Source organism: Pseudomonas persica, from assembly GCF_900291015.1.
Classification (GTDB): domain Bacteria; phylum Pseudomonadota; class Gammaproteobacteria; order Pseudomonadales; family Pseudomonadaceae; genus Aquipseudomonas.
In genome coordinates this window covers 12,676-33,205 of the sequence record NZ_OLKL01000028.1, presented here as the reverse complement: position 1 = coordinate 33,205, position 20,530 = coordinate 12,676, and the positions used below count along the sequence as shown (strand labels likewise).

The window sequence follows — 20,530 nt, the reverse complement described above, 5'->3', positions numbered from 1 at the left end:
ATCGCCTGGAGTGATTCCCAGGGTTGGCAAGAGAGATGCGATATCATCCGCTTGGTGTTGCAATATTCGATAGGAAGTTGCTACTCCGTCTAGAACATTTGCTGACTTGTCTGGGTGCGCATCGGTGTTATTCGCAATGACTTTATGAAACGATGAAATCCATTATGTCTTATTTATTTGGCATCCACATTTTCACCAGCATTCAAATATCTCGATAAGTGGAATTTATCCACCGTCGAAATCCTCCTATCAAGGTAACCCCGGATGCAGCCAGGTTAATTTTGTCACGTCCGAGTGACATTATTCGCGCAGCAGAATCTGGAAATATCTTGTTATCGGAAACATCAGTCAGACATTGGGAATGTTCGAAGAAAGTTTCCCCAGTTTGCAATGCTCAGCGTTTTAACGCGGCAAGGCCAGGCAGCAGCTGAGATGGGCATCCTGTTTGCTGTGCGCGCCGCCTCGGCGACGGGCGTGCTCCCACAGTACAGCGCGTTGCGCGATCAGATTGGGGGCTTGGCATCGACACGCCGCAGCTGCTGGCGTTCGTAGCGGGGATACAGGTGGCTGACACTGCGAATCAACTCGTAACGGGTCAGGCTGATACCGGCAAACCGTTCGGGGATCGGGCTGCGGATCATCTCGGCCATGTCATCGCCACGCGCCGCGCCGTCACGCATCAGTCCATCCAGCCAGCTCAGGTAATCACGCATCTGGGCAAACGGCCGGGCATCGCTGGCCAGTGGACCATGACCGGGTACCAGCTGCTTCCAGGGCAGCGCTTGCAAGGTGTCCAGGTCCCTCAGCCACACCGCCAGCCCCGGGCTGTTGGGCGTGGTCAGCGCGCGCTCGTAGAACACCAGGTCGCCGGCAAACAGCACGCCGGTGCTTTCATCCAGGATCGCCAGGTCGGCACCGGTATGCCCGCCCAGCGCCAGCAGCCGCAGGCGGTGCCCGCCCACCTCATGAATACCCGGTTGCAGTACCCGGGTCGGCAGCACCACCTCGGTACCGCGCATCCAGTCGCCGACCAGACGGTACATGTTCTCGGCCATGGCCTCGCCCTGCTGGCGCAACAGCTCGCCGGTGCCGGCCAGGGCGCCGATGGGCACATCGGCAAAGGCCTGGTTGCCCAGCACATGGTCGGGGTGATGATGGGTCAGCAGCACTTCGACCACCGGCTTGTCGGTGGTAGCGGCAATGGCCTGGCGCATGGCTTCGCCGTAGCGTTTCGACGGCCCGCTGTCGATCACTACCACACCGTTGTCGGTAACGATGAACGCGGTGTTGACGATATTGCCGCCGTTGTCCTTGGCGAAATTGTCGGTGCTGCCCTCCAGCAGCCAGGTGCCCTCGGCGATCTGCCGGGGTGTAAGCCGATAGTTCAGGTCTGCCCAGGCCGGCAGGCCCAGGCACAGCAGCAACAGCAGAATGCAACGCATGACGGGCGCCTCCGGTCAGGGATGAAGTCGGGCAAATGCGCTCAGGGCAGCGCCGCCTCGAACTGGTTGCCGCTGTTGTCCTGCAACACCAACCGGGTCGGCCCGGGGCCCTGGATGTCGAAGCCCAGGTTGGGGTTTTCGCTGACCGCCGGGTACAGCTCCAGGCTGGCCAGGCGCTGGCCGTCGGCGTCTTGCAGCTCGGCATGGTTGAGGAAGAATTCGGGAATGCCGCTGACCAGGCCATTGCCCATCGGGTGGGCCACCTGCAGGCGCAGGCGGCTTCTGTCGCCGCGCGGGTAACGCCCGCCGAGGACTTCGCCAAGGTGCTCCTCCCAGCCGGGCTGAGTGCGTACCACGCTGGGCGCGGTGCAACCGCCGCCGGCGGCATCGATCAGGGTCGAGCCGACATGCCACAGGCCGTCGCGCGTCAGTACCGCAGCGCGCAGCGGTGTGGCCTGTTCGATGCGGATGCGGATCGACAACCAGGGCTGCACGCGCTCGCCAGGCTGGAAGTCGACAATACGCGGCAGCGGGTTGAGTTCAGCCCAGGCGAGCATCCGCACCACCTCGCCGCTGAACGCCCGAGCGTCGATCTCCAGCGGCACCTGGCGCGCGTCCTCGGCAAACGGCGGCGCCAGCAGCTTGACCCGGTCATCGAAGACGAACGCGGCCTGGCCCAGCAGCTGCTTGTGGTAGAAGTCCCACATTACCGACGGTACCGGGTCCGGGTTGGCACTCGGTTCGGTGGCCTGGGCTGCCCAGGGCATCCAGCAGGCCAGCAGGAAAATTGCTCGCCAGTTCATCGCCTACTCCCTTTGATCAACACAAATCTGGCTGACATTGCACGGTCCTTGTGGGGGCGGGTTCACCCGCGAAGAATGCAACGAGGTAGATGGCACCGGCTTTGCCGGTGTTCGCGGGTGAACCCGCTCCCACAGCACAGGGGTTGTGCTGCTCTTGCAAACCCACAGGCCTGGGCAATTCGTTACTGGTACATTTCCGGCACCTGGTAACGCAGGCCGTAACTGGCATAAATCGCCTTCATCCGCCCATCACGAATCAGCGCCTCAAGCGCCTCCTCCACCGCATAGGCCAGCTGTCGGTTGCTTTCATGCACCGCCATGCCGATCTCCCAGGCCTGTTTGCCCAGGTTCGGGTAGGCGTTTTCCGCCAAGGCCAGTTGCGGGTCGGCGGCCTGGCGCAGTTGCCAGTCAACCTCGCCGCGCATCGCCATCACCGCGTCCACCTGGCCGGCCTGCATGGCACCGAAGGCCTGCTGCACATTCGGGTAATGATGGGTCCTGGCGCTGAGCATGCCGTTGAACACCGAGGTCAGGTAGAACGACGGCACGCTGTCCACCTCGACCCCGATCGGGTGCTGCTGGAACACCGCGACACTGGCCACCGAGGCCAGGCGGCGGCGATCGTAGGCGACCTGCCAGCGCTCCTCCTGATAGGGGCCGAACATCACCACCTGGGCGTTTTCCAGTTCGCCCACCTCATTGCGTCTCTGCGCGTACGCGTGGTCATACGGCACCCGCATCATCAGGTCGGCCAGTTGCTGGTGGCGCAGCGGGCTGCCGCGCCAGATGTAGTCGCGCAGATCGTCGTCGAGCTTTTCCCCCGGCGGCGCCCAGATCAGCTGCAAGCGCACGCCCAGGGCCGTGGCCAGGGCCTGCGCCAGCTCGACGTCGACACCACGCGGCTGGCCGTGGTCCTGGAAGCTGTAGGGCGCGAAGTCCTTGTACACCGCCACCTTCAGTTCACCGGCGGCGATGATCGCGTCGTAGCTGCGCACCTGCGCCTGCGCCGCCGCGCACCACAGCAGCAGGCCACTCAACAGCACCGCCAACAGACGCATGGCCGTCACTCCTCGACGTGCACGCTGTCCAGGTAGGTACGCACCGCCCACAGGGCTTCCTGGCTCAGGTAGTCGGCCATCTTCGGCATGTACACCCGGCCGTCGCGAACCGCACCGTGGCGGACCCGCTCGACGAACCATTCATCCCCGGCCTCGCCGGCATCGAGCATGCGCAAATCCGGGGCGATGCCGCCGGACTTGGCCTCCAGGCCATGGCAGGCGGCGCAGTTCTGGTTGTAGGCCGAGGCACCGATTTCCACGGCCTTGTCGTGCTCGGGAGAAGTGCGGTACGGGTTGACCGCCGCCCAGCCATCACCGTCCAGGGTTACGCCAGCGTCCTTGATCGGGGTCAGCCCCTGGGTTTCCACGGCCTGGGGCACCACATTGCCATGCGCCCAGGCCGTGCCGGTCAGCACTGCACTGGCAAGCAACCCGGTAGCCAGCAAGACGTTGCGTTTTGTTGTCATTTTTATACCCTCACGATTGCACGCATGGCCTCAACCACAGAGGCCGTGCCGCCATCTTAGAAACACCCCGCAGGCGGCCGAATGCTGCTTTGGTGGCCGTGCCTTACTCCCTTGGTAGTAGCGCTTGTGGCGAAGGGCCAAATGAGGTGCCCTGCGGGAACTATTCCCGGCAAGGGCGGGACTTTTTCCGTATCCCGCAACACCCGCCGCATCCCACCCTGTGCAGGCCAAAACCTCCACTGGGAACTGCAACCATGACAACAAGAACGCTACCCGCCCCTTCCCCTCTGGCCCTGAGCGTGCGGGCCTTGCTGCTGGCCGGTAGCCTGGCCCTCGGCAGCATGGCCACAGCGGCCACCGCCCCGGCACCTGCCAGCAAGAACGTGACCTGGGAAGACATCGCCAACGACCACCTGACCACCCAGGACGTGCTGCAGTACGGCATGGGCACCAACGCCCAGCGCTGGAGCCCACTGGCCCAGGTCAATGACCAGAACGTGTTCAAGCTGACCCCGGCCTGGTCCTATTCCTTCGGTGACGAGAAGCAGCGCGGCCAGGAATCCCAGGCCATCGTCAGCGACGGCGTGGTCTATGTCACTGGCTCCTATTCGCGGGTGTTCGCCCTCGATGCCAGGACCGGCAAGCGCCTGTGGACCTACAACCACCGCCTGCCGGACAACATTCGCCCATGCTGCGACGTGGTCAACCGCGGCGCGGCGATCTACGGCGACAAGATCTACTTCGGCACGCTCGACGCGCGGGTCATCGCCCTCGACAAGCGCACCGGCAAAGTGGTGTGGAACAAGAAGTTCGGCGACCATGGCGCCGGCTACACCATGACCGGCGCCCCAGTGCTGATCAAAGACAAGACCAGCGGCAAGGTATTGCTGATCCACGGCAGCTCCGGCGATGAGTTCGGCGTGGTCGGCCAACTGTTCGCCCGCGACCCGGACACCGGCGAAGAAGTGTGGATGCGCCCCTTCATCGAAGGCCACATGGGCCGCCTGAACGGTAAGGACAGCACGCCGACCGGTGACGTCAAAGCGCCGTCCTGGCCGGACGACCCCAGCACCGAAACCGGCAAGGTCGAAGCCTGGAGCCACGGCGGCGGCGCGCCTTGGCAAAGCGCCAGCTTCGACCCCGAGACCAACACCATCATTGTCGGCGCAGGCAACCCCGGCCCCTGGAACACCTGGGCGCGCACGTCGAAAGACGGCAACCCGCACGACTTCGACAGCCTGTATACCTCAGGGCAGGTCGGCGTCGACCCGAGCACCGGTGAGGTGAAGTGGTTCTACCAGCACACGCCCAACGACGCCTGGGATTTCTCCGGTAACAACGAGCTGGTGCTGTTCGACTACAAGGGCAAGGACGGCAAGCTGGTCAAGGCCACGGCCCATGCCGACCGCAACGGTTTCTTCTATGTGGTGGACCGCAGCAACGGCAAACTGCAGAACGCCTTCCCCTTCGTCGACAACATCACCTGGGCCAGCCACATCGACCTCAAGACCGGGCGCCCGGTGGAGAACCCCGGGCAGCGCCCGGCCAAACCACTGCCGGGCGAAACCAAGGGCAAGCCGGTGGAGGTCTCGCCACCGTTCCTTGGCGGCAAGAACTGGAACCCCATGGCCTACAGCCAGGACACCGGCCTGTTCTACATCCCCGGCAACCAGTGGAAGGAGGAGTACTGGACCGAGGAAGTGAACTACAAGAAGGGCTCGGCCTACCTGGGCATGGGTTTCCGCATCAAGCGCATGTACGACGACCACGTCGGCACCTTGCGGGCCATGGACCCGAGCACCGGCAAGCTGGTGTGGGAGCACAAGGAGCAGCTGCCGCTGTGGGCCGGCGTGCTGGCGACCAAGGGCAACCTGGTGTTCACCGGCACCGGCGACGGCTTCTTCAAGGCCTTCGACGCCAAAACGGGCAAGGAGCTGTGGAAGTTCCAGACCGGCAGCGGCATCGTCTCGCCGCCGATCACCTGGGAACAGGACGGCGAGCAGTACATCGGTGTGACCGTGGGTTACGGCGGCGCGGTGCCGCTGTGGGGCGGCGACATGGCCGAGCTGACCAAGCCGGTGGCCCAGGGCGGCTCGTTCTGGGTGTTCAAGATCCCCAGCTGGGATAACAAGACTGCACAGCGGTGACTGCCTGAGTTGACGCATCACTGGGGCTGCGATGCAGCCCCAGGATGCATCCCCGACCTCACATTGAGAGCCTTTCGCCATGAACTACCTGCCACTTGCCTTGCTGATCGTGCTGTCCCCTGCCATGGCCGACAATGCCGACGACGCTGGCATCGATCCCCCCCTGACCATCAATGGTTGCGTGATTGCCGAAGCCAGCCAGTGCCCGGGGGCAAACCTGCGCGGCGCCAACCTGGCCAACCAGGACCTGCGCAAGATGAACCTGGCCGGCGCCGACCTGCGTGATGCCGACCTGCGCCATGCCCGGCTGGACCTGGCCAACCTGGAAAAGGCCAGCCTGCAAGGCGCCAACCTGACCCGCGCCAGCCTGCAGCAGAGCAACCTGCGCCTGGCCGACCTGAGCCATGGCCGGCTGGTGGCGATTCAGGGCTGGGGCCTGTTTGCCCAGGGGGCGCAATTTGCCAAGGCCGACCTCAGCGCGGCCTACCTGCAGTTCGCCAGGTTGTCAGGGGCGAAGATGCACCAGGCCAACCTGCGGGCGGCGGACCTGGAAATGGCCTGGCTGAGCAAGGCTGATCTGCAAGGGGCCGACCTTGGCGATGCCAACCTGCAGGAGGCCAAGTTTGGCCAGAGCAACCTGGCCCGCGCCGATTTGCGCGGGGCGCGGCAGCATTACGGGAATTTTCAGGAGGCCAATATGGAAGGGTGCAAGGGGTGCCCTGAGACATGGGACAATTGAATAGAGCGTGCTCGGGCACATTGGCTCCCACAGATTCCCTGCTAAATCCATCAGACCTATGTTGGCCTTCGAAGAAACCTCACCCCGCCACCCGCACCACCCCAAGATCGATTCCCAGATGCACCAGCTCGGCATGCGAGCTGACCTGCAACTTGCTCTTGAGCAAGGTCAGGTGGTTGGACACGGTCTTGGCGCTGATGCACAGCTGCTCGGCAATCCCCCGCACCGGCGTCCCCTTGGCCAGCATCACGAAAATCTCCAGCTCACGCTGGGTCATGCGCTGCAGGCGCGGGTCACTGGCGTTCTGCTGTGAGGTGCAGGCCAGCTGGGTGGCCAAAGGCTGTTCGATATAGGCATGCCCGGCCAACACCCGCTGCACCGCCTCGATCAACACTTCGGGCGCCGAGTTCTTGGTCAGGTACCCTGAGGCCCCCGCGTCCAGTGCCTGACGCACCAGCGGCAGCTCGTCATGCATGCTGAAGAACAGCACCCGCAACTGCGGCAGGCGCTGACGCAGGCGCCGGGTGGTTTCCAGGCCGCTGATGCCTGGCAGGCCGAAATCCATGATCACCAGGTTGGGCACCTGCTCCTGAACCCGCGCCAGCGCCTCTTCGCCACTGGCGGCCTCACGCACCTGTACTGTCGGCAGCACCACCCGCAGCAGGCTGGCATAGCCCTGGCGGACCACGGCGTGGTCATCGACCAACACGATATTCATCACACCTCCATGGGAATGTTCAGGGCCAGCGCCCAGCCGGCACCCGGGCGGCTGAGGATGCGCAGTTCACCGCCCAGGCTGCGGGCGCGCTCGGCCATCGAGTGCAGGCCTACCCCGGGGCGCTGGGGCTGGCTCGCACCGCAACCATTGTCGCGAACCAGCAGGCGCAAGCCCTTGGCGCTGCGTTGCAGGCGTATCCGCACCTGGCTGGCGCCGGCGTGTCGGGCGACGTTGGTCAACGCCTCCTGCAGCAAGCGATACAGATGCGTCCGACTCTCCCCGGGCAGCAGCGGCAGCTGCTCGCCGACCCGCAGGCGGCAATCGATACCCTGGCTGGCCTGCCATTGGCTCACCAGCAGGCCGAAGGCTTCGGCCAGCGGCATGTGTTGCAACGCCAGCGGATACAGGTCGTGTACCAGGGCGCGAAAACCCTGCTGCAGGCGTTCGCAATCGAGTTCCAGGGCACGTGTCGTTTGCGCCACCACGGTAGGCTGGTCGGCCACCATGCGCAACAGACAGAGCTGGGCGCGAATACCCGCCAGGTATTGCCCGAGGTCGTCGTGCAGGGTCTGCGCCAACAGGGTGCGTTCCTGCTCCTGCACCGCCAGCAGGGCCTGGGTCAGCTGGGTATTGTCAGCCCGGGCCTGCTCCAGGGAGGCGGTCATGCGGTTGAAGTGCTCCGCCAGCTGGCGCGCCTCCGGCAGACCGGCCTCGCGCAGGCGCGCGGTCAACTGCCCACCCGAGACCTGGCGCAAAGCCTGCAGCAGATCGTCCAGCAAGCTCATGCCCCGCCGCACCGCCCAGCGGATGGTCAACAAGCTCAGCAACAACGCCAGGCCGCACAGGGCCAACAGCTGCTGCAGGGAGTCGCGGACCTCGTCGATTTCATCCCGAGCATCCACGGCTATCACTACCCGGCGGCCGTCACCCAGCTCCAGCAGCCGGCTGCTGTTGTGGCGCTGACCAAGCAGTTGGCGGCCCAGCCAGGCATCCAGGCCGACCTCTTGCGGCAGCCGCGCGGCTTCATCCGCCGCCAGCCAGTGCACCCGCACATGGCGCAGGCTTTGCGTCAGCCGCGGCTGCAGGCTCTGCGGGTCGCGCTCGGCGGTGTCACCGAGGTACGCCAACACGGCTTCGGCAGACTGCAACTCCCGTTCCACATCAGCCACTGCCTGGTGCAACAGCACCCCGGCACAGGCCAGCGTCACCATCACGAAGCAACAGGTGACCCAGAGGTTGATCCGCCACAGGGCCGACAGGTTGACAAGGCGCATGGGCCGGTTCTCCTCTGAGGGTGCTGCGACCCATCGTAAAACCCGGGCCCGCGTGGTGAATTACTACCTTGGTACCGGGCGAGCGCTACTTTCTGCATATTCCCCCGTCCCGACGGGCTTCCTATGCTGGCGCCATCTGCCGTGGAGTTGCTTTATGCGCCAGCCTGCCCACCTTGCCCTGACCTGCCTGCTGGCCCTGGCCGCGACGCTGCCTGCACCCCCGGCACCCGCCGCGCAGGCCCAGGCCACTGAACCGTTGCAGGTGCGCATCGGCTATCTCGGCTATCGCCCCGACCCCGGCCCGCTACTGTCCAACATCATCCCCGAGCCCGCCGATGCCGGGCTGCAGGGCGCCGAACTGGCAATTGTCGACAGCAACAGCACCGGGCGCTTTCTCAAGCAGGAATTCCAACTGGCCAAGGCCAGTGTCGACAGCCCCGAAGCCCTGCTGCAAGCCGCCAAGGCCCAGCATGACCAAGGCCTGCGGCTGTTCGTGGTGAATGCCCCCGCCGCCAGCCTGCGCGCGCTGTCTGCCGCCCTGCCCGACAGCCTGCTGTTCAACGCCGGCAGCCCGGACGACAGCCTGCGCAGTAGCCAATGCCTGGGCAATGTGCTGCACAGCCTGCCCAGCCGCGCCATGCTGGCCGATGCCCTGGCGCAGTTCCTGGTGCTGCGCAAATGGCAGCGGGCGCTGTTGATCGTCGGCCCGACCGACGACGACCGGGCCTACGCGGCGGCCCTACGCCGCTCCATGAAACGCTTCGGCATGCAGCTGGTTGCCGAGAAAGCCTGGACATTCGACAACGACCAACGCCGCAGCGCCCAGGCCGACATGCCGCTGTTCACGCAAACCGTCGAGTACGACGTGGTGCTGGTAGCCGACGAGCGCGGCGACTTCGGCGAGTACCTGCCCTACCAGACCTGGTACCCGCGCCCGGTGGCTGGCACCCAGGGCCTGACGCCCACCGGCTGGCACAAGACCGTGGAAACCTTCGGTGCGGCGCAGTTGCAAAAGCGCTTTGAAGCCCAGGCCGACCGCTGGATGAACGACCGCGACTTCGCCGCCTGGATGGCCGTGCGCAGCGTCGCCAGCGCGGTGAGCAAACTGCGCCAGGCCGAGCCCCGTGCCCTGCAGCAACTGTTGCTCAGCGAGCAGTTGCCGCTGGACGGTTTCAAGGGCCGCAAGCTCAGCTACCGCCCGTGGAACGGCGAACTGCGCCAACCGATCCCGCTGGTGCAGCCGCGGGCCCTGGTCAGCACCTCGCCGCAGGAAGGCTTCCTGCACCCGTTCAACGAAATGGACAGCCTGGGCTACGACAAGCCCGAAGTGACCTGCGGCTACCCCTGACCCGATAACCACAACAAAAAAAGGATTTCGCCATGCGTCGCTCCCCTTTTTACCGGGCACTGCTTTACCCTAGCCTGTTGTCGGGCGCCCTGGCACTTGCCAGCGGGCACGCCGTGGCCGCCACTGCCTGGGTGTCGAACGAGAAGGACAACAGCCTCAGCCTGATCGACATGCACACCCTGCAAGTCACCGAGACCCTGCCGGTGGGCCAGCGCCCGCGCGGCCTGCTGCTGTCCCACGACAACACGCTGCTGTACATCTGTGCCAGCGACTCGGACCGGGTGCAGGTGATGGACGTGGCCACCCGCAAGATCATCAAGGAGCTGCCCTCCGGCAAGGACCCCGAGCAGTTCGCCCTGCACCCCAACGACCGCTGGCTGTACGTGTCCAACGAGGACGACGCGCTGGTGACGGTGATCGATACCCAGACCGACAAGGTGCTCGGGCAGATCGACGTCGGCATCGAGCCAGAAGGCATGGCGGTGAGCCCGGATGGCAAATGGGCGGTCAACACCAGCGAAACCACCAACATGCTGCACTGGATCGACACCAGCACCCAGACCCTGGCGCAAAGCACCCCGGTGGACCAGCGGCCACGTTTCGTCGAATTCAGCCAGGACGGCTCGCAGCTGTGGGCCTCGGCGGAAATCGGCGGCACGGTGACTATCCTCGACGTGGCCACCCGCCAGGTACTGAGAACCCTGAACTTCCAGATCAAGGGCGTGCACCCGGACAAGGTCCAGCCGGTGGGCATCAAGCTCAGCGCCGATGGCAAGTACGCGTTCGTTGCCCTGGGCCCGGCCAACCATGTGGCAGTGGTCGATGCCAAGACCTACGAGGTACTCGACTACCTGCTGGTGGGCCGGCGGGTCTGGCAACTGGCGTTCACCCCGGACCAGAGCCAGTTGCTGGCCACCAACGGGGTCAGCGGCGACGTTTCGGTGATCGATGCAAAAAACCTCAAGGTGCTCAAGTCGGTGAAGGTCGGCCGCTACCCCTGGGGCGTAGTGGTGACGCCATGAATACCCTCGAAGTCAGTGACGTGAGCTTTGCCTATGGCCAGCGCGAGGCGCTCAGGCAGGTCGGTTTCAGCCTGGCGCCGGGGCGCTTCGCTGCCTTGCTGGGTCCCAATGGCGCCGGCAAGTCGACCCTGATCGCCCTGCTCACCCGGCTGTACGACCTGCAGCATGGCGATATCCGCGTGTGCGGCTGCTCGCTGCGCAACGCGGCGCGCCCGGCCTTGCGCCAGCTGGGCGTGGTGTTCCAGCAAAGCACCCTGGACCTCGACCTGAGCGTGGAGCAGAACTTGCGCTACCACGCTTCGCTACATGGCCTGTCGCGGCGCCAGGGCACTCTTCGGGTCGATGCCGAACTGGCCCGCCAGGGCCTCGATGAACGTCGGCGGGAGCCAGTCCGGGCGCTGAACATCGGCCATCGGCGCCGGGTGGAAATTGCCCGCGCGCTGCTGCATGAACCGCGTTTGCTATTGCTCGACGAGGCCAGCGTCGGCCTTGACCCGGCCAGCCGCCTGGCGCTCAACCAGCATCTGCGGCTGCTGTGCCGCGAGCAGCGCCTCAGTGTGCTGTGGACCACCCATTTGCTGGACGAAGTGCAGCCCAGCGATGACCTGCTGATTCTGCACCAGGGGCGCCTGGTAGCCAGCGGCACGGCCGATGCCCTGAGCCTGGAGCACGGCGGTGACCTCGACCATGCCTTTGCCCGCCTGACCAGCGCCCCCTCAGGAGTCAATGCCCGATGAACGCTTACTGGCAGTGCTTCAACGGCATTCTCCTGCGCGAATGCCTGCGTTTCGTCTTGCAGCGCACACGCTTCCTCAGCGCCCTGGTGCGGCCGTTGCTGTGGCTGCTGGTGTTCGCCGCCGGCTTTCGCGCGGCCCTGGGTATCGCGATCATCGAGCCCTACGACACCTACATCCCCTACGAGGTGTACATCATTCCGGGCCTTGCCTGCATGATCCTGCTGTTCAATGGCATGCAGGGCTCGCTGTCGATGGTCTATGACCGGGAGATGGGTAGCATGCGCGTACTGCTGACCAGCCCGTTGCCGCGGCCATTCCTGCTCGGCAGCAAGCTGCTGGCGACCTCGTTGATTTCCCTGCTGCAGGTGTACGCCTTCCTCGCCATCGCCTGGGTGTATGGCGTGCAGCCACCGGCCACGGGCTTGCTGCTGGCGCTGCCGGCGTTGTTGCTGGTGGCGCTGATGCTCAGTGCCCTGGGGCTGTTGCTGTCGAACGCGATTCGCCAGCTGGAGAACTTTGCCGGGGTGATGAATTTCGTGATTTTCCCGCTGTTCTTCCTGTCCTCGGCGCTGTACCCGTTGTGGAAGATGCGCGAGGCCAGCCAGTGGCTGTATTGGCTGTGCGCGGTGAACCCGTTCACCCATGCCGTGGAACTGGTGCGCTTTGCCTTGTATGAACGCCTGAACCTGTTGGCGCTGGCGGTATGCCTGGGGCTGACCGTGCTGTTCAGCCTGCTGGCAATCCTCACCTTCAACCCCCAGCATGCGGCGCTGCGCAAGCCGCGCTGAGTGGCGGCTGTCTCCCCCGGACCTTTCGCCGAACCCGTTGAATGAACATGGTCCGTGTGGGAGCGGGTTCACCCGCGAAGAAGGCGACGCGGTGCATGGCACCGGCTACGCCGGTGTTCGCGGGTAAACCCGCTCTCATAGAACTGCACATAACTCGTTGAATTAGCAGGGCCCCTGTGGGAGCGGCTTTAGCCGCGAACACCGGCGCAGCNCAGGATGCACGGACCGCTTGCGAATTCAGTTCTCTATGCGACAGCGCAGCCCAAAGGGCTGGGCCATCTCCCACAGGGATCGCGCACGCATTCAGATATTGAGCAGGATCAGGCCAGAGGCGCCGTTCAGCCATCTACTACTTTAGTACTGCCTTTGCTGTCTGATCGTCGCATTCACAATGCACCACCACTGGCATGTAATGGGCCTATAACAAAAAGGACAGACCCCATGCCACGTGCCCTGCCCCGGCTGCCACGCCCATTGCTGGCGGCGCTTTCGCTGAGCCTGACGCTGGGCATCGCCCAGGCCGACAGCACACCGCTGTTTTCCGCCGAGGGCTATCGCACCACCCTCTACCGCAGCCCGACCCCACAGCAGGTCGAAGGTGGTCAGGTCATCGACACCGCCATGCTGCAAAACCTGCTGGGGCACGCCCCAAAGCCGGTGCTGATCGACGTCTATCGCCGCCAATGGCTGCAAGGCCGTTTCATCGAAGATGAACCCCACACCAACATCCCCGGCAGCCGTTGGCTGGCCAACACCGGCGACGGCGAGCTGAGCCCGGCGTGGCACGACTACTTCGTGCGCAACCTGCAACAAGCCAGCGCCGGGCGCATGGAGCAACCGCTGGTCTTTTACTGCCGGTCCGATTGCTGGTTAAGCTGGAACGCGGTAAAACGCGCGAAAGCCTTGGGCTATAAGAATCTGTATTGGTATCGCGACGGCCTGGACGCCTGGCAGCAGGCCAACCTGCCACTGCAGCCGGCGCAGCCGGAACCCTTCCCCTGAATTCACTGCCTGCGAACGCGTGCCCCGCTCCATCCAATAAAAACGAGGTGAAAAGGCCATGTACAAAATTCTGATTGCCGACGATCACCCCCTGTTTCGCGAAGCCATCCACAACGTTATCAGCGATGGTTTCCAAGGCAGCGAAGTCATGGAAACTGCCGACCTGGACAGTGCCCTGGCGCTGACCCACGAGCACGACGACCTCGACCTGATCCTGCTCGACCTGAACATGCCCGGTATGCACGGCCTCAATGGCCTGATCACCCTGCGCAACGAGGCACCGACCACGCCGGTGGTGATCGTTTCGGCCGAGCAGGAAAAACAGATCGTGCTGCAGGCCATCACCTATGGTGCGGTGGGTTTCATCACCAAGTCCTCGCCACGCTCACAGATGATCGAAGCGATCGAGCAGATCCTCAACGGCAATGTCTACCTGCCGCCCGACATCATCCGCGCCCAGAAAAGCAGCACCAGCCGGCGCCTGAGCGATGCCCCGAGCTTCCCGCCGGAGATGCTCCAGGCCCTGACCCGCAAGCAGTTGCTGGTGCTCGAGCGCATGACCAAGGGCGAGTCGAACAAGCAGATCGCCTACACCCTGGATATCGCCGAAACCACGGTCAAGGCCCACGTTTCGGCAATCCTGCGCAAACTCAACGTGCACAACCGGGTGCAGGCCATCCTCAGTGCCGGTGATATCGATTTCGGTGATTACCTGCGCCGTTGATACCGCTATTTGGGGCCGCCTTGCGGCCCATCGCCGGCAAGCCAGCTCCCACAGGGACCGGGCAACTCTCGAGTCCTGCGCTGTACCTGTGGGAGCTGGCTTGCCGGCGATGGGCTGCGCAGCAGCCCCAATACCGCTGACTGTCTGGCACCACGGCTAGCCCTGGCTGCCCAGCAAATGGCTCATCGCCGCCTTCAGCTTCATCGGCCGCACCGGCTTGTGCATCAGGGTGTGGCCCAGCTCGCGGATCTGTTGCTTGAGTTCGTTGCTGTAGTTGGCGGTGATCATCATCGCCGGTAGCGGCTGGGCGCGGCGGGCATTGATCCGCGCCACGGCATCGACGCCATTGCAGTCGTTGTCCAGGTGGTAATCGGCGATCAGCAGGTCGGCGTCGGCATGGTAGTTGTCCACCTGGCGCGCCAGGTCCTCCTCCGACAGCGCGGTGACCACCTGGCAGCCCCAACCCTCCAACAGGGTACGCATGCCGGCGCAAATCGCCGCATCGTTATCCAGCACCCACACCCGCGCCCCGCGCAGGCGTTCGAGCATCGGCTCGCTGATCGCCAGGCTCGGCTGGGCCTTGGGCGCGGTGGTGCTCAGCGGCACTTCGACCGCGAATACCGAGCCCTTGCCAAGCCATGACCGCACCCGAATCCGGTGGCCGAGGATGCCGGCGATCTTTTCCACGATCGCCAGGCCCAGGCCCAAGCCACGGTCCTGATCCGGGCGCTGCACATCGCCGCGCCTGAACTCCTGGAACATTTCTTCCAGGTGCTCTTCGGCAATGCCGATCCCGCTGTCCCACACTTCGATCCGCAGGCCGCCACGCTGGCGCCGGCAACCCAGCACCACGCGGCCACTGGGGGTGTAGCGAATGGCATTGCTGAGCAGATTGCGCAGGATCCGCGCCAGCAGCTGGATGTCGCTACGCACCACGGCAGAACAACCCACGAAATGCAGCTCAAGCCCTTCGCTGCGCGCCACCTGGGCATATTCGGCAGCGAGGTTGTCCATCAGTTCGCGTAGGGCGAACGGAGCGACATCGGCCTTGATTACCCCGGCATCGAGCTTGGAAATGTCCACCAGGGTACCTAGCAGGCTCTCCACATCCTCCAGGGAGTTGCTGACATTACGCACCAGGTGAGCACTGTTTTGCGGCTCGCGACATTCGAGCAAAGCACTGGTGAACAGCCGCGCCGCGTTCAGCGGTTGCAGCAGGTCATGGCTGACGGCGGCAAGGAATTTGGTTTTCGACAGGTTGGCCTGCTCGGCCTCGCGCTTGGCCTCGCGCAGGCGCGATTCCACCCGGCTGCGCTCCTCGATTTCGCGCAGCAGCTGCTCGTTGAGGCTGGTCAGCTCGGCAGTGCGCTCGCGTACCCGTTGCTCCAGGTGTTGATAGGCCTGGTGCAGCGCCTGCGCGGTATTGCGCCGTTCGGTGATGTCGCGGATCAACACGAAGATGCCCACCACGTCACCATTGGCCAGGCGGTTCGGCACGTAGGAGCGCAGCATGTAGCGTTCCTGGCCGTTGATGTTGGTCTCGGCAAACTCGAAGGTTACGCTCTCCCCCGCCAGCGCCCGCGCCACGTAGGCCTCCAGGCGCTGGTAATGCTGCTCGCTGTGGGCCTCGCGCAGGCTCTGGCCCAGCATCACGCCGCGAGGCCAGCAGTACCATTCTTCATAGACCTTGTTGGTGAATTCGTAGACCAGGTCGGCATTCAGGTAGGCGATCAGCGCCGGCACATGGTCGGTGATCAGGCGAATCTGGTGCTGGTGGGCAGTCTCGGCCCGCTGCCGGGCCTCGCTGAGCAGGTGGTTGACGGCCTTGAGCTCGGCCATGGCCTGGTTCAGCGCTTCGGTGCGCTCACGCACCTGTTCGGCCAGCACCACCGAATGCTGGAACGCGGCGTAAGGGTCGTTGCCACGCGTTACGCCGGACTCGATGCGTTCGATCAGCGCACCGTTGATGCGCTGCAGCTTGTGGTTCTGCTGCTGCAGCCGGGCGACCTCGGCCTGCAGTTCAGCGACCGACAGGGGGGCGGTTGCGGGCAATGGCGACCCCGGTGAAGGTCTGGTTGATGTGCATGCCATTGAACTGTTCTCCGTAGGTGTTGAAGCCGATCACCCGCTGCTCGCGCAGGAACGCACCGATCAGTTCCAGGCCGTGATGGGCTTGCAGTTCCAGCCGCCGCAGGAAGCAATCGCAACCGATGGTCAGCAGCAGCGGGCCGAGGCGCTGCTGCAAGCCGTCGAACAACTGCTGCAGGTTCGGCAACAACGGGCCCGGGGTCATGGCGGTAAGCACGATGCCGTTTTCCACTGCGCAGTAGAAACTCAGGCTCAAGTCCGGGTGCACCTGCTGGATCGCCCGCACGTAATACTGGTCGTGGATGCGCACGGCCAGCGGATGGGCGGCGAATACCCGGTGGTCGAGCTCGGCCACCGACACGCCGATGTGCCGGGCGTACTCCTCGGCAGCAGGCTCGGCATTCAGTTCGAAGACCCGGCGTTGGCCACTGTCGGCACCGGTGACCACCAGCTTTTCCTGGCGCGGCAGGATGTGGTGGGTGGTGAACACTTCGAAGTCGAGCCAGGTATTGACCAGCACCACCACTGCCGCACTGTGGTGGAACGCGCCGCCGAAATACACATGGGTACGGGTCAGGTAGTTGTCGTCGCCGGCCGAACCACCGAAATGCGGGATGTCGCCCAGGGCCGCACTGAGGGCGGCAAGGACCATCTCCTCGCGGCTGGACAAGCCGTCGAACAGGGTCAGGGCAAAGCTGTGGCCCTTGATCGGCGCCAGGGTGTTGCTGCGGCAGGTGCTGACCAGGCGCTCGACCATCTGCTGGGCGTCGATCAGGCTGTAGCGCTCCATTTCATCGATCAGCTCGGTGGCGATGGAAAAGTGCCGATGATCGAACCCAACCGCCGTTATGCAATTGCGGCCGTAGCCCAGCGGAGTGATTTCGCCGGCGCTGGTGCAACCGACCAGGCGGATGCCACCAAAACCCTGCTCCAGGGCTTCGCCCAAGGCCTGCAGGTCGTATTCGGCGGAGCAGAAGAACAGCACGAAGCCCAAGTGTGGGTGCAGCAACTGCGCCGCCAGCTCCTGGGCTGCCTGCCGGGCATCGGTTGCCTGCGACATGGCGCTGACCACACCGTCGTTGTGAGCCTGCTGCATGGTGGTCTCCGGCGCGGGGTGGCTGAGGGTTCAGTGTACGAAGGTGGGTACCGGGGACGAATGCTACTTGGGTAGCGGGTGGGCGGTTCCATGGTTGTAATTGCTTTCACTGAAGATTGCCGGGGCCGCGCAGCGGCCCCGGCAATCTTGAGTCGAAGCCGAGGGCCTACCAGGTCAATACCGCCCCCACCGCAAAGGTATCGGTGTCTTCGTTCTGGTCACTGGTTTCATGGCCGTCGATGGAGAACTGGTTGTACTCGGCAACCAGCTTGAGGTTGTCGTTGACGTCATGGAACAGCGCCACGCCACGGGTTTCATAATCCGCACCACTGCCCACCGCGCCGTTGCCATCGTCCTTGGTCTTGCCATAGGACAGCGCCACGCGGTTCTTGCCGACCTTGTAGGAGCCCTGCAGCAGGTAGCCATCGCTGTCGACATTGCGCAAGGTCGGTTCACCAGCGTTGTTGGTGAAGAACGGGTTGATGCCCTTGGCCTGGAACCCCGAGCCGGTCAGCGACAGCCCGCCCATCTTCGCCTGTACGCCATAGCCAACGCCCTTGGAGGTGACCGACTGCACCGTCGGGTCGGTGTTGTCGGAGGTCTGGTAGCTGCCGTTGAGCCAGCTGTAGATCTGCGCCCCGGCCAGGTCGAACTGGTAGGTGATCTCGCTCTCGGTGCGCGGGTTTTCCTGGTAGGCCTTGCCGGTCGGGCTGCTGTCGTTGGTGTCCACCGGGTCCATGATGCCCACCGCCACCCGCAGGCCGTCCATCACCGGCGTGCGGTAGGTGATCTGCGATGTGGGGAACGGGTACGGGTAGCCGCTACCGATATTGCCGAACGATACACCGCCGCCGTCCACCAGCCCCAGGGTGTCACTGACCTGGCCGTAGCCGGCCAGCAGTTCGTCGAGCAGGATGTTGGAACGGGCAAACAGCCCGAAGTCCTTACCGATCAGTACCTCGCCCCACTCGGGGTTGGCCACGGTACCGTAGAACTGGCGCACGTCGATGGCGGTGTCGGTGCCGTTGGTTTCGCTGTCGTTGATGGTTACCCAGAACGAGGCGCGTGCGCCGAGCTTCAGGTCATCCACCTGCTTGCCCATGTTGAAGCCCAGGTAGTTGGGCAGAAAGCCCATCTTCACCCGCGACTGGCGGCGGTCGAACTGCTCGCCTTCGCGATCGACATCGCTGTTCACGTAAAAGGCGTTGATGTAGCCGTCGGTGGAGAAAGTCGTCTGGTCCTTGTCGTACAGCATGATCTCGGCCTGGGCGACGCCGCTCAGGCAAAAGGTCGACAGGCTGACGGCAGCAGCCGCAAGCAAACGTGGGCACAGATTCTTATTGTTGTACATGGCGCGCTCCGAAACGGGGACGGGATGTCGGAGGCGATTATCAGAAGCGGGCAAACAGCCAGAAACGCTGCCTTGGAGGGGGCTGGCAGGTGCTTTGGGCCGACGCGCAGGGCGTGATGATTCCGGCCCAGGACCGGGTTACGTCCGGATGCAACACTTCGGGCGTAACCCACAGGAGCAGGCCAGGGATGAATACGGCAGGCTACCGCGGGCCCCGATTCGCTCATCCCAGGCTAGCGTTCAGTGCCTTGCAACTGAATGAACCAAGGCCTGGATCTCTGCGAAGACACCCGGAGCAAGGCTGGCCGGGACGCCCCAATAGTCGAATATCCCGCCGTCATCGCTGTTCTGGCCGCAGGTGACGAAAACGCCCGTTCCAAACAACCGCTTCAGACGCATCGCCAACCAGCCCACGAACCCGCTGTTGTCGACGTTTTCAGGGAAATGGAAGCGGAAGACCCCGAACAGTTCTCGTTCGATGTCGTCGCAAGGGACCAGTTGACTCCAGACCTTGTCGTCTCGTACCAGCGCCAGCGCCTCGGGATAGGCCGCACCAGGAAACGCTGACAAGGGAAACTCCAAAAATGCATAGGTGCCAGGAAAGAACCGGACGCGCGCCTGGGAGGTCACCTGCAGCAGTCTGCGCTCGGTATCCGCTGCCGTTTCATGCGATATGTTCACCAATTCATAATCTCCGCTCTACGAAGCGCAACGCGCCTGCTGTGATTGACCCGAGGCATGATGAACAGCAAGATCCTGAAGATAAATGCACAAGATCCAATAACATTGGCAACTAAAGGTTGTAGATATGGACAAGCTGAAAAGCATGGCAGCGTTCGTGGCGGCAGCCGAATCAGACTCCTTTTCCGCAGCCGCTGCCTTGTTGGGCGTGACCCCGCAATTGATCGCCAAACAGGTCGGCAATCTGGAATCTGAGCTGGGCCTCAAATTGATCACGCGAACCACTCGCCGGCAAAGCTTGACCGCCGTGGGGAGGCAATATTACTCACGCTGCAAGGCCATTCTGAGCGACGTTGAGGACGCAGATGCCCTGGCCTTGGCAGCGAACTCGATACCGCGAGGAAAAATAAGGATCAGCGCGCCGTACAATTATGGTTCTCATCGACTGATCCCGTTCCTCACCCAATACCTGACGCGTTACCCCGAAACGGAAATCGAGTTGGAGTTGACGGACAGGTTCGTGAATGTCGTGGAAGAAGGTTACGAAGTCGTCTTCCGGCTGGGGAAACCGCAACTGGCCGACAGTGCGGCTCTGGTTCAACGCGGCTTGAAGCCTTTCAGGATGTTTGCCTGCGCGTCCCCTGCTTATCTCGCGCGCAAAGGGGTTCCGCTCCATCCCGAGCAGCTCGTGGACCATGACTGTCTGGGCTACCTGTTTTCCGATCGAATGACCGACAAGCGCTGGCAATTCACTAAAGACCTGCAGACGTTCACGGTCCCCATTGCGAGCCGGCTGAAAGTAAACAACACCATGGCCAAGGTGAACGCCGCATTGTCGGGCTTCGGTATTACGCTTTGCGTCGAGGACGTGCTGATGCCCTACGTGCAACGGGGTGAATTGGTCGTACTTTTCGAGGACTTCGAAGGCCCCATCTACCCGGCCAACCTGATCTACCCCGCCGACCGTCGCCCTTCAGCAAAGCTCCGACACTTCGTGGATGAGGTCATCCAGAGCCTGGGTTGATCGCCGCAAGTTCGCGCGAAC

Annotated in this window: 19 protein-coding genes; 9 read left to right on the top strand and 10 right to left on the bottom strand. The window is 63.8% G+C overall.

The window, feature by feature from the left end; translation table 11 throughout:
• Positions 1-503 precede the first annotated feature (503 nt).
• The 4 genes from FQ664_RS13755 to pedF all read right to left on the bottom strand — a co-directional run bounded on the left by FQ664_RS13755 (position 504) and on the right by pedF (position 3,770).
• Positions 504-1,442, bottom strand: a complete 939-nt coding sequence (locus tag FQ664_RS13755; protein WP_144172542.1) for a quinoprotein relay system zinc metallohydrolase 1 — start codon at positions 1,440-1,442, stop codon at positions 504-506.
• 41 nt (positions 1,443-1,483) lie between these two features.
• Positions 1,484-2,245 carry a quinoprotein dehydrogenase-associated SoxYZ-like carrier gene (locus FQ664_RS13750; RefSeq protein ID WP_144172539.1) on the bottom strand — a complete coding sequence of 254 codons (762 nt, stop codon included), beginning with the start codon at positions 2,243-2,245 and terminating at the stop codon, positions 1,484-1,486.
• Between the two features lie 182 nt (positions 2,246-2,427).
• Positions 2,428-3,303, bottom strand: a complete 876-nt coding sequence (locus FQ664_RS13745; RefSeq protein ID WP_144172536.1) for a substrate-binding periplasmic protein — start codon at positions 3,301-3,303, stop codon at positions 2,428-2,430.
• Positions 3,304-3,308: 5 nt separating this feature from the next.
• Entirely contained in the window at positions 3,309-3,770 is a 462-nt protein-coding gene (pedF, locus tag FQ664_RS13740; protein ID WP_144172533.1) for a cytochrome c-550 PedF, read from the bottom strand.
• 254 nt (positions 3,771-4,024) lie between these two features.
• Between pedF and exaA the strand changes: the two genes are divergently transcribed.
• Together exaA and FQ664_RS13730 are read left to right on the top strand one after the other, a co-directional pair.
• Complete coding sequence (gene exaA / locus FQ664_RS13735) at positions 4,025-5,917, top strand: quinoprotein ethanol dehydrogenase (protein ID WP_144172530.1); 1,893 nt, start codon at positions 4,025-4,027, stop codon at positions 5,915-5,917.
• A 79-nt stretch (positions 5,918-5,996) separates the two neighbouring features.
• Positions 5,997-6,656: a pentapeptide repeat-containing protein gene (locus FQ664_RS13730; protein ID WP_144172527.1), complete on the top strand. Its 660-nt coding sequence runs from the start codon at positions 5,997-5,999 to the stop codon at positions 6,654-6,656.
• A gap of 79 nt (positions 6,657-6,735) precedes the next feature.
• On the opposite strand, the gene FQ664_RS13725 is transcribed toward FQ664_RS13730, so the two are convergent.
• Positions 6,736-7,374, bottom strand: coding sequence for a response regulator (locus FQ664_RS13725; RefSeq protein WP_144172524.1), 639 nt, complete (start codon positions 7,372-7,374; stop codon positions 6,736-6,738).
• The gene (locus tag FQ664_RS13720; protein WP_144172521.1) at positions 7,374-8,648 is read right to left on the bottom strand and encodes a HAMP domain-containing sensor histidine kinase; all 1,275 of its coding nucleotides are present in this window, start codon (positions 8,646-8,648) and stop codon (positions 7,374-7,376) included. The genes FQ664_RS13725 and FQ664_RS13720 overlap by 1 nt, the downstream gene beginning before the upstream one ends.
• A gap of 154 nt (positions 8,649-8,802) precedes the next feature.
• Between FQ664_RS13720 and FQ664_RS13715 the strand changes: the two genes are divergently transcribed.
• The 6 genes from FQ664_RS13715 (at position 8,803) to FQ664_RS13690 (ending at position 14,269) form a co-directional block, all read left to right on the top strand.
• A complete protein-coding gene (locus FQ664_RS13715) occupies positions 8,803-9,996 on the top strand; it encodes an ABC transporter substrate-binding protein (protein ID WP_144172518.1) in 1,194 nt (397 codons plus the stop codon).
• Positions 9,997-10,028: 32 nt separating this feature from the next.
• Positions 10,029-11,018 carry a YVTN family beta-propeller repeat protein gene (locus FQ664_RS13710; RefSeq protein WP_144172516.1) on the top strand — a complete coding sequence of 330 codons (990 nt, stop codon included), beginning with the start codon at positions 10,029-10,031 and terminating at the stop codon, positions 11,016-11,018.
• A complete protein-coding gene (locus tag FQ664_RS13705; protein WP_144172512.1) occupies positions 11,015-11,755 on the top strand; it encodes an ABC transporter ATP-binding protein in 741 nt (246 codons plus the stop codon). The genes FQ664_RS13710 and FQ664_RS13705 overlap by 4 nt, the downstream gene beginning before the upstream one ends.
• The gene (locus FQ664_RS13700) at positions 11,752-12,543 is read left to right on the top strand and encodes an ABC transporter permease (protein ID WP_144172509.1); all 792 of its coding nucleotides are present in this window, start codon (positions 11,752-11,754) and stop codon (positions 12,541-12,543) included. Before FQ664_RS13705 ends, FQ664_RS13700 begins: the two co-directional genes overlap by 4 nt.
• A gap of 441 nt (positions 12,544-12,984) precedes the next feature.
• Positions 12,985-13,545 (top strand): PQQ-dependent catabolism-associated CXXCW motif protein, encoded by a 561-nt coding sequence (locus FQ664_RS13695; RefSeq protein ID WP_144172506.1) that lies wholly within the window; start codon positions 12,985-12,987, stop codon positions 13,543-13,545.
• 58 nt (positions 13,546-13,603) lie between these two features.
• Positions 13,604-14,269, top strand: coding sequence for a response regulator transcription factor (locus FQ664_RS13690; RefSeq protein ID WP_063913564.1), 666 nt, complete (start codon positions 13,604-13,606; stop codon positions 14,267-14,269).
• A 156-nt stretch (positions 14,270-14,425) separates the two neighbouring features.
• Here the strand turns inward: FQ664_RS13690 and FQ664_RS13680 are convergent, their stop codons facing one another.
• The 4 genes from FQ664_RS13680 to FQ664_RS13665 all read right to left on the bottom strand — a co-directional run bounded on the left by FQ664_RS13680 (position 14,426) and on the right by FQ664_RS13665 (position 19,485).
• On the bottom strand, positions 14,426-16,321 hold the full coding sequence (locus FQ664_RS13680; RefSeq protein ID WP_144172500.1) for a PAS domain-containing hybrid sensor histidine kinase/response regulator: 1,896 nt from the start codon (positions 16,319-16,321) through the stop codon (positions 14,426-14,428).
• Positions 16,290-17,453: a nitric oxide-sensing protein NosP gene (gene nosP, locus FQ664_RS13675; protein ID WP_144172498.1), complete on the bottom strand. Its 1,164-nt coding sequence runs from the start codon at positions 17,451-17,453 to the stop codon at positions 16,290-16,292. The genes FQ664_RS13680 and nosP overlap by 32 nt, the downstream gene beginning before the upstream one ends.
• Before the next feature lie 166 nt (positions 17,454-17,619).
• Positions 17,620-18,804 (bottom strand): porin, encoded by a 1,185-nt coding sequence (locus FQ664_RS13670; RefSeq protein ID WP_144172495.1) that lies wholly within the window; start codon positions 18,802-18,804, stop codon positions 17,620-17,622.
• A gap of 240 nt (positions 18,805-19,044) precedes the next feature.
• Positions 19,045-19,485 (bottom strand): DUF6196 family protein, encoded by a 441-nt coding sequence (locus FQ664_RS13665; protein ID WP_256675947.1) that lies wholly within the window; start codon positions 19,483-19,485, stop codon positions 19,045-19,047.
• Between the two features lie 127 nt (positions 19,486-19,612).
• Between FQ664_RS13665 and FQ664_RS13660 the strand changes: the two genes are divergently transcribed.
• A complete protein-coding gene (locus FQ664_RS13660; RefSeq protein WP_144172490.1) occupies positions 19,613-20,509 on the top strand; it encodes a LysR family transcriptional regulator in 897 nt (298 codons plus the stop codon).
• Positions 20,510-20,530: the final 21 nt, after the last annotated feature.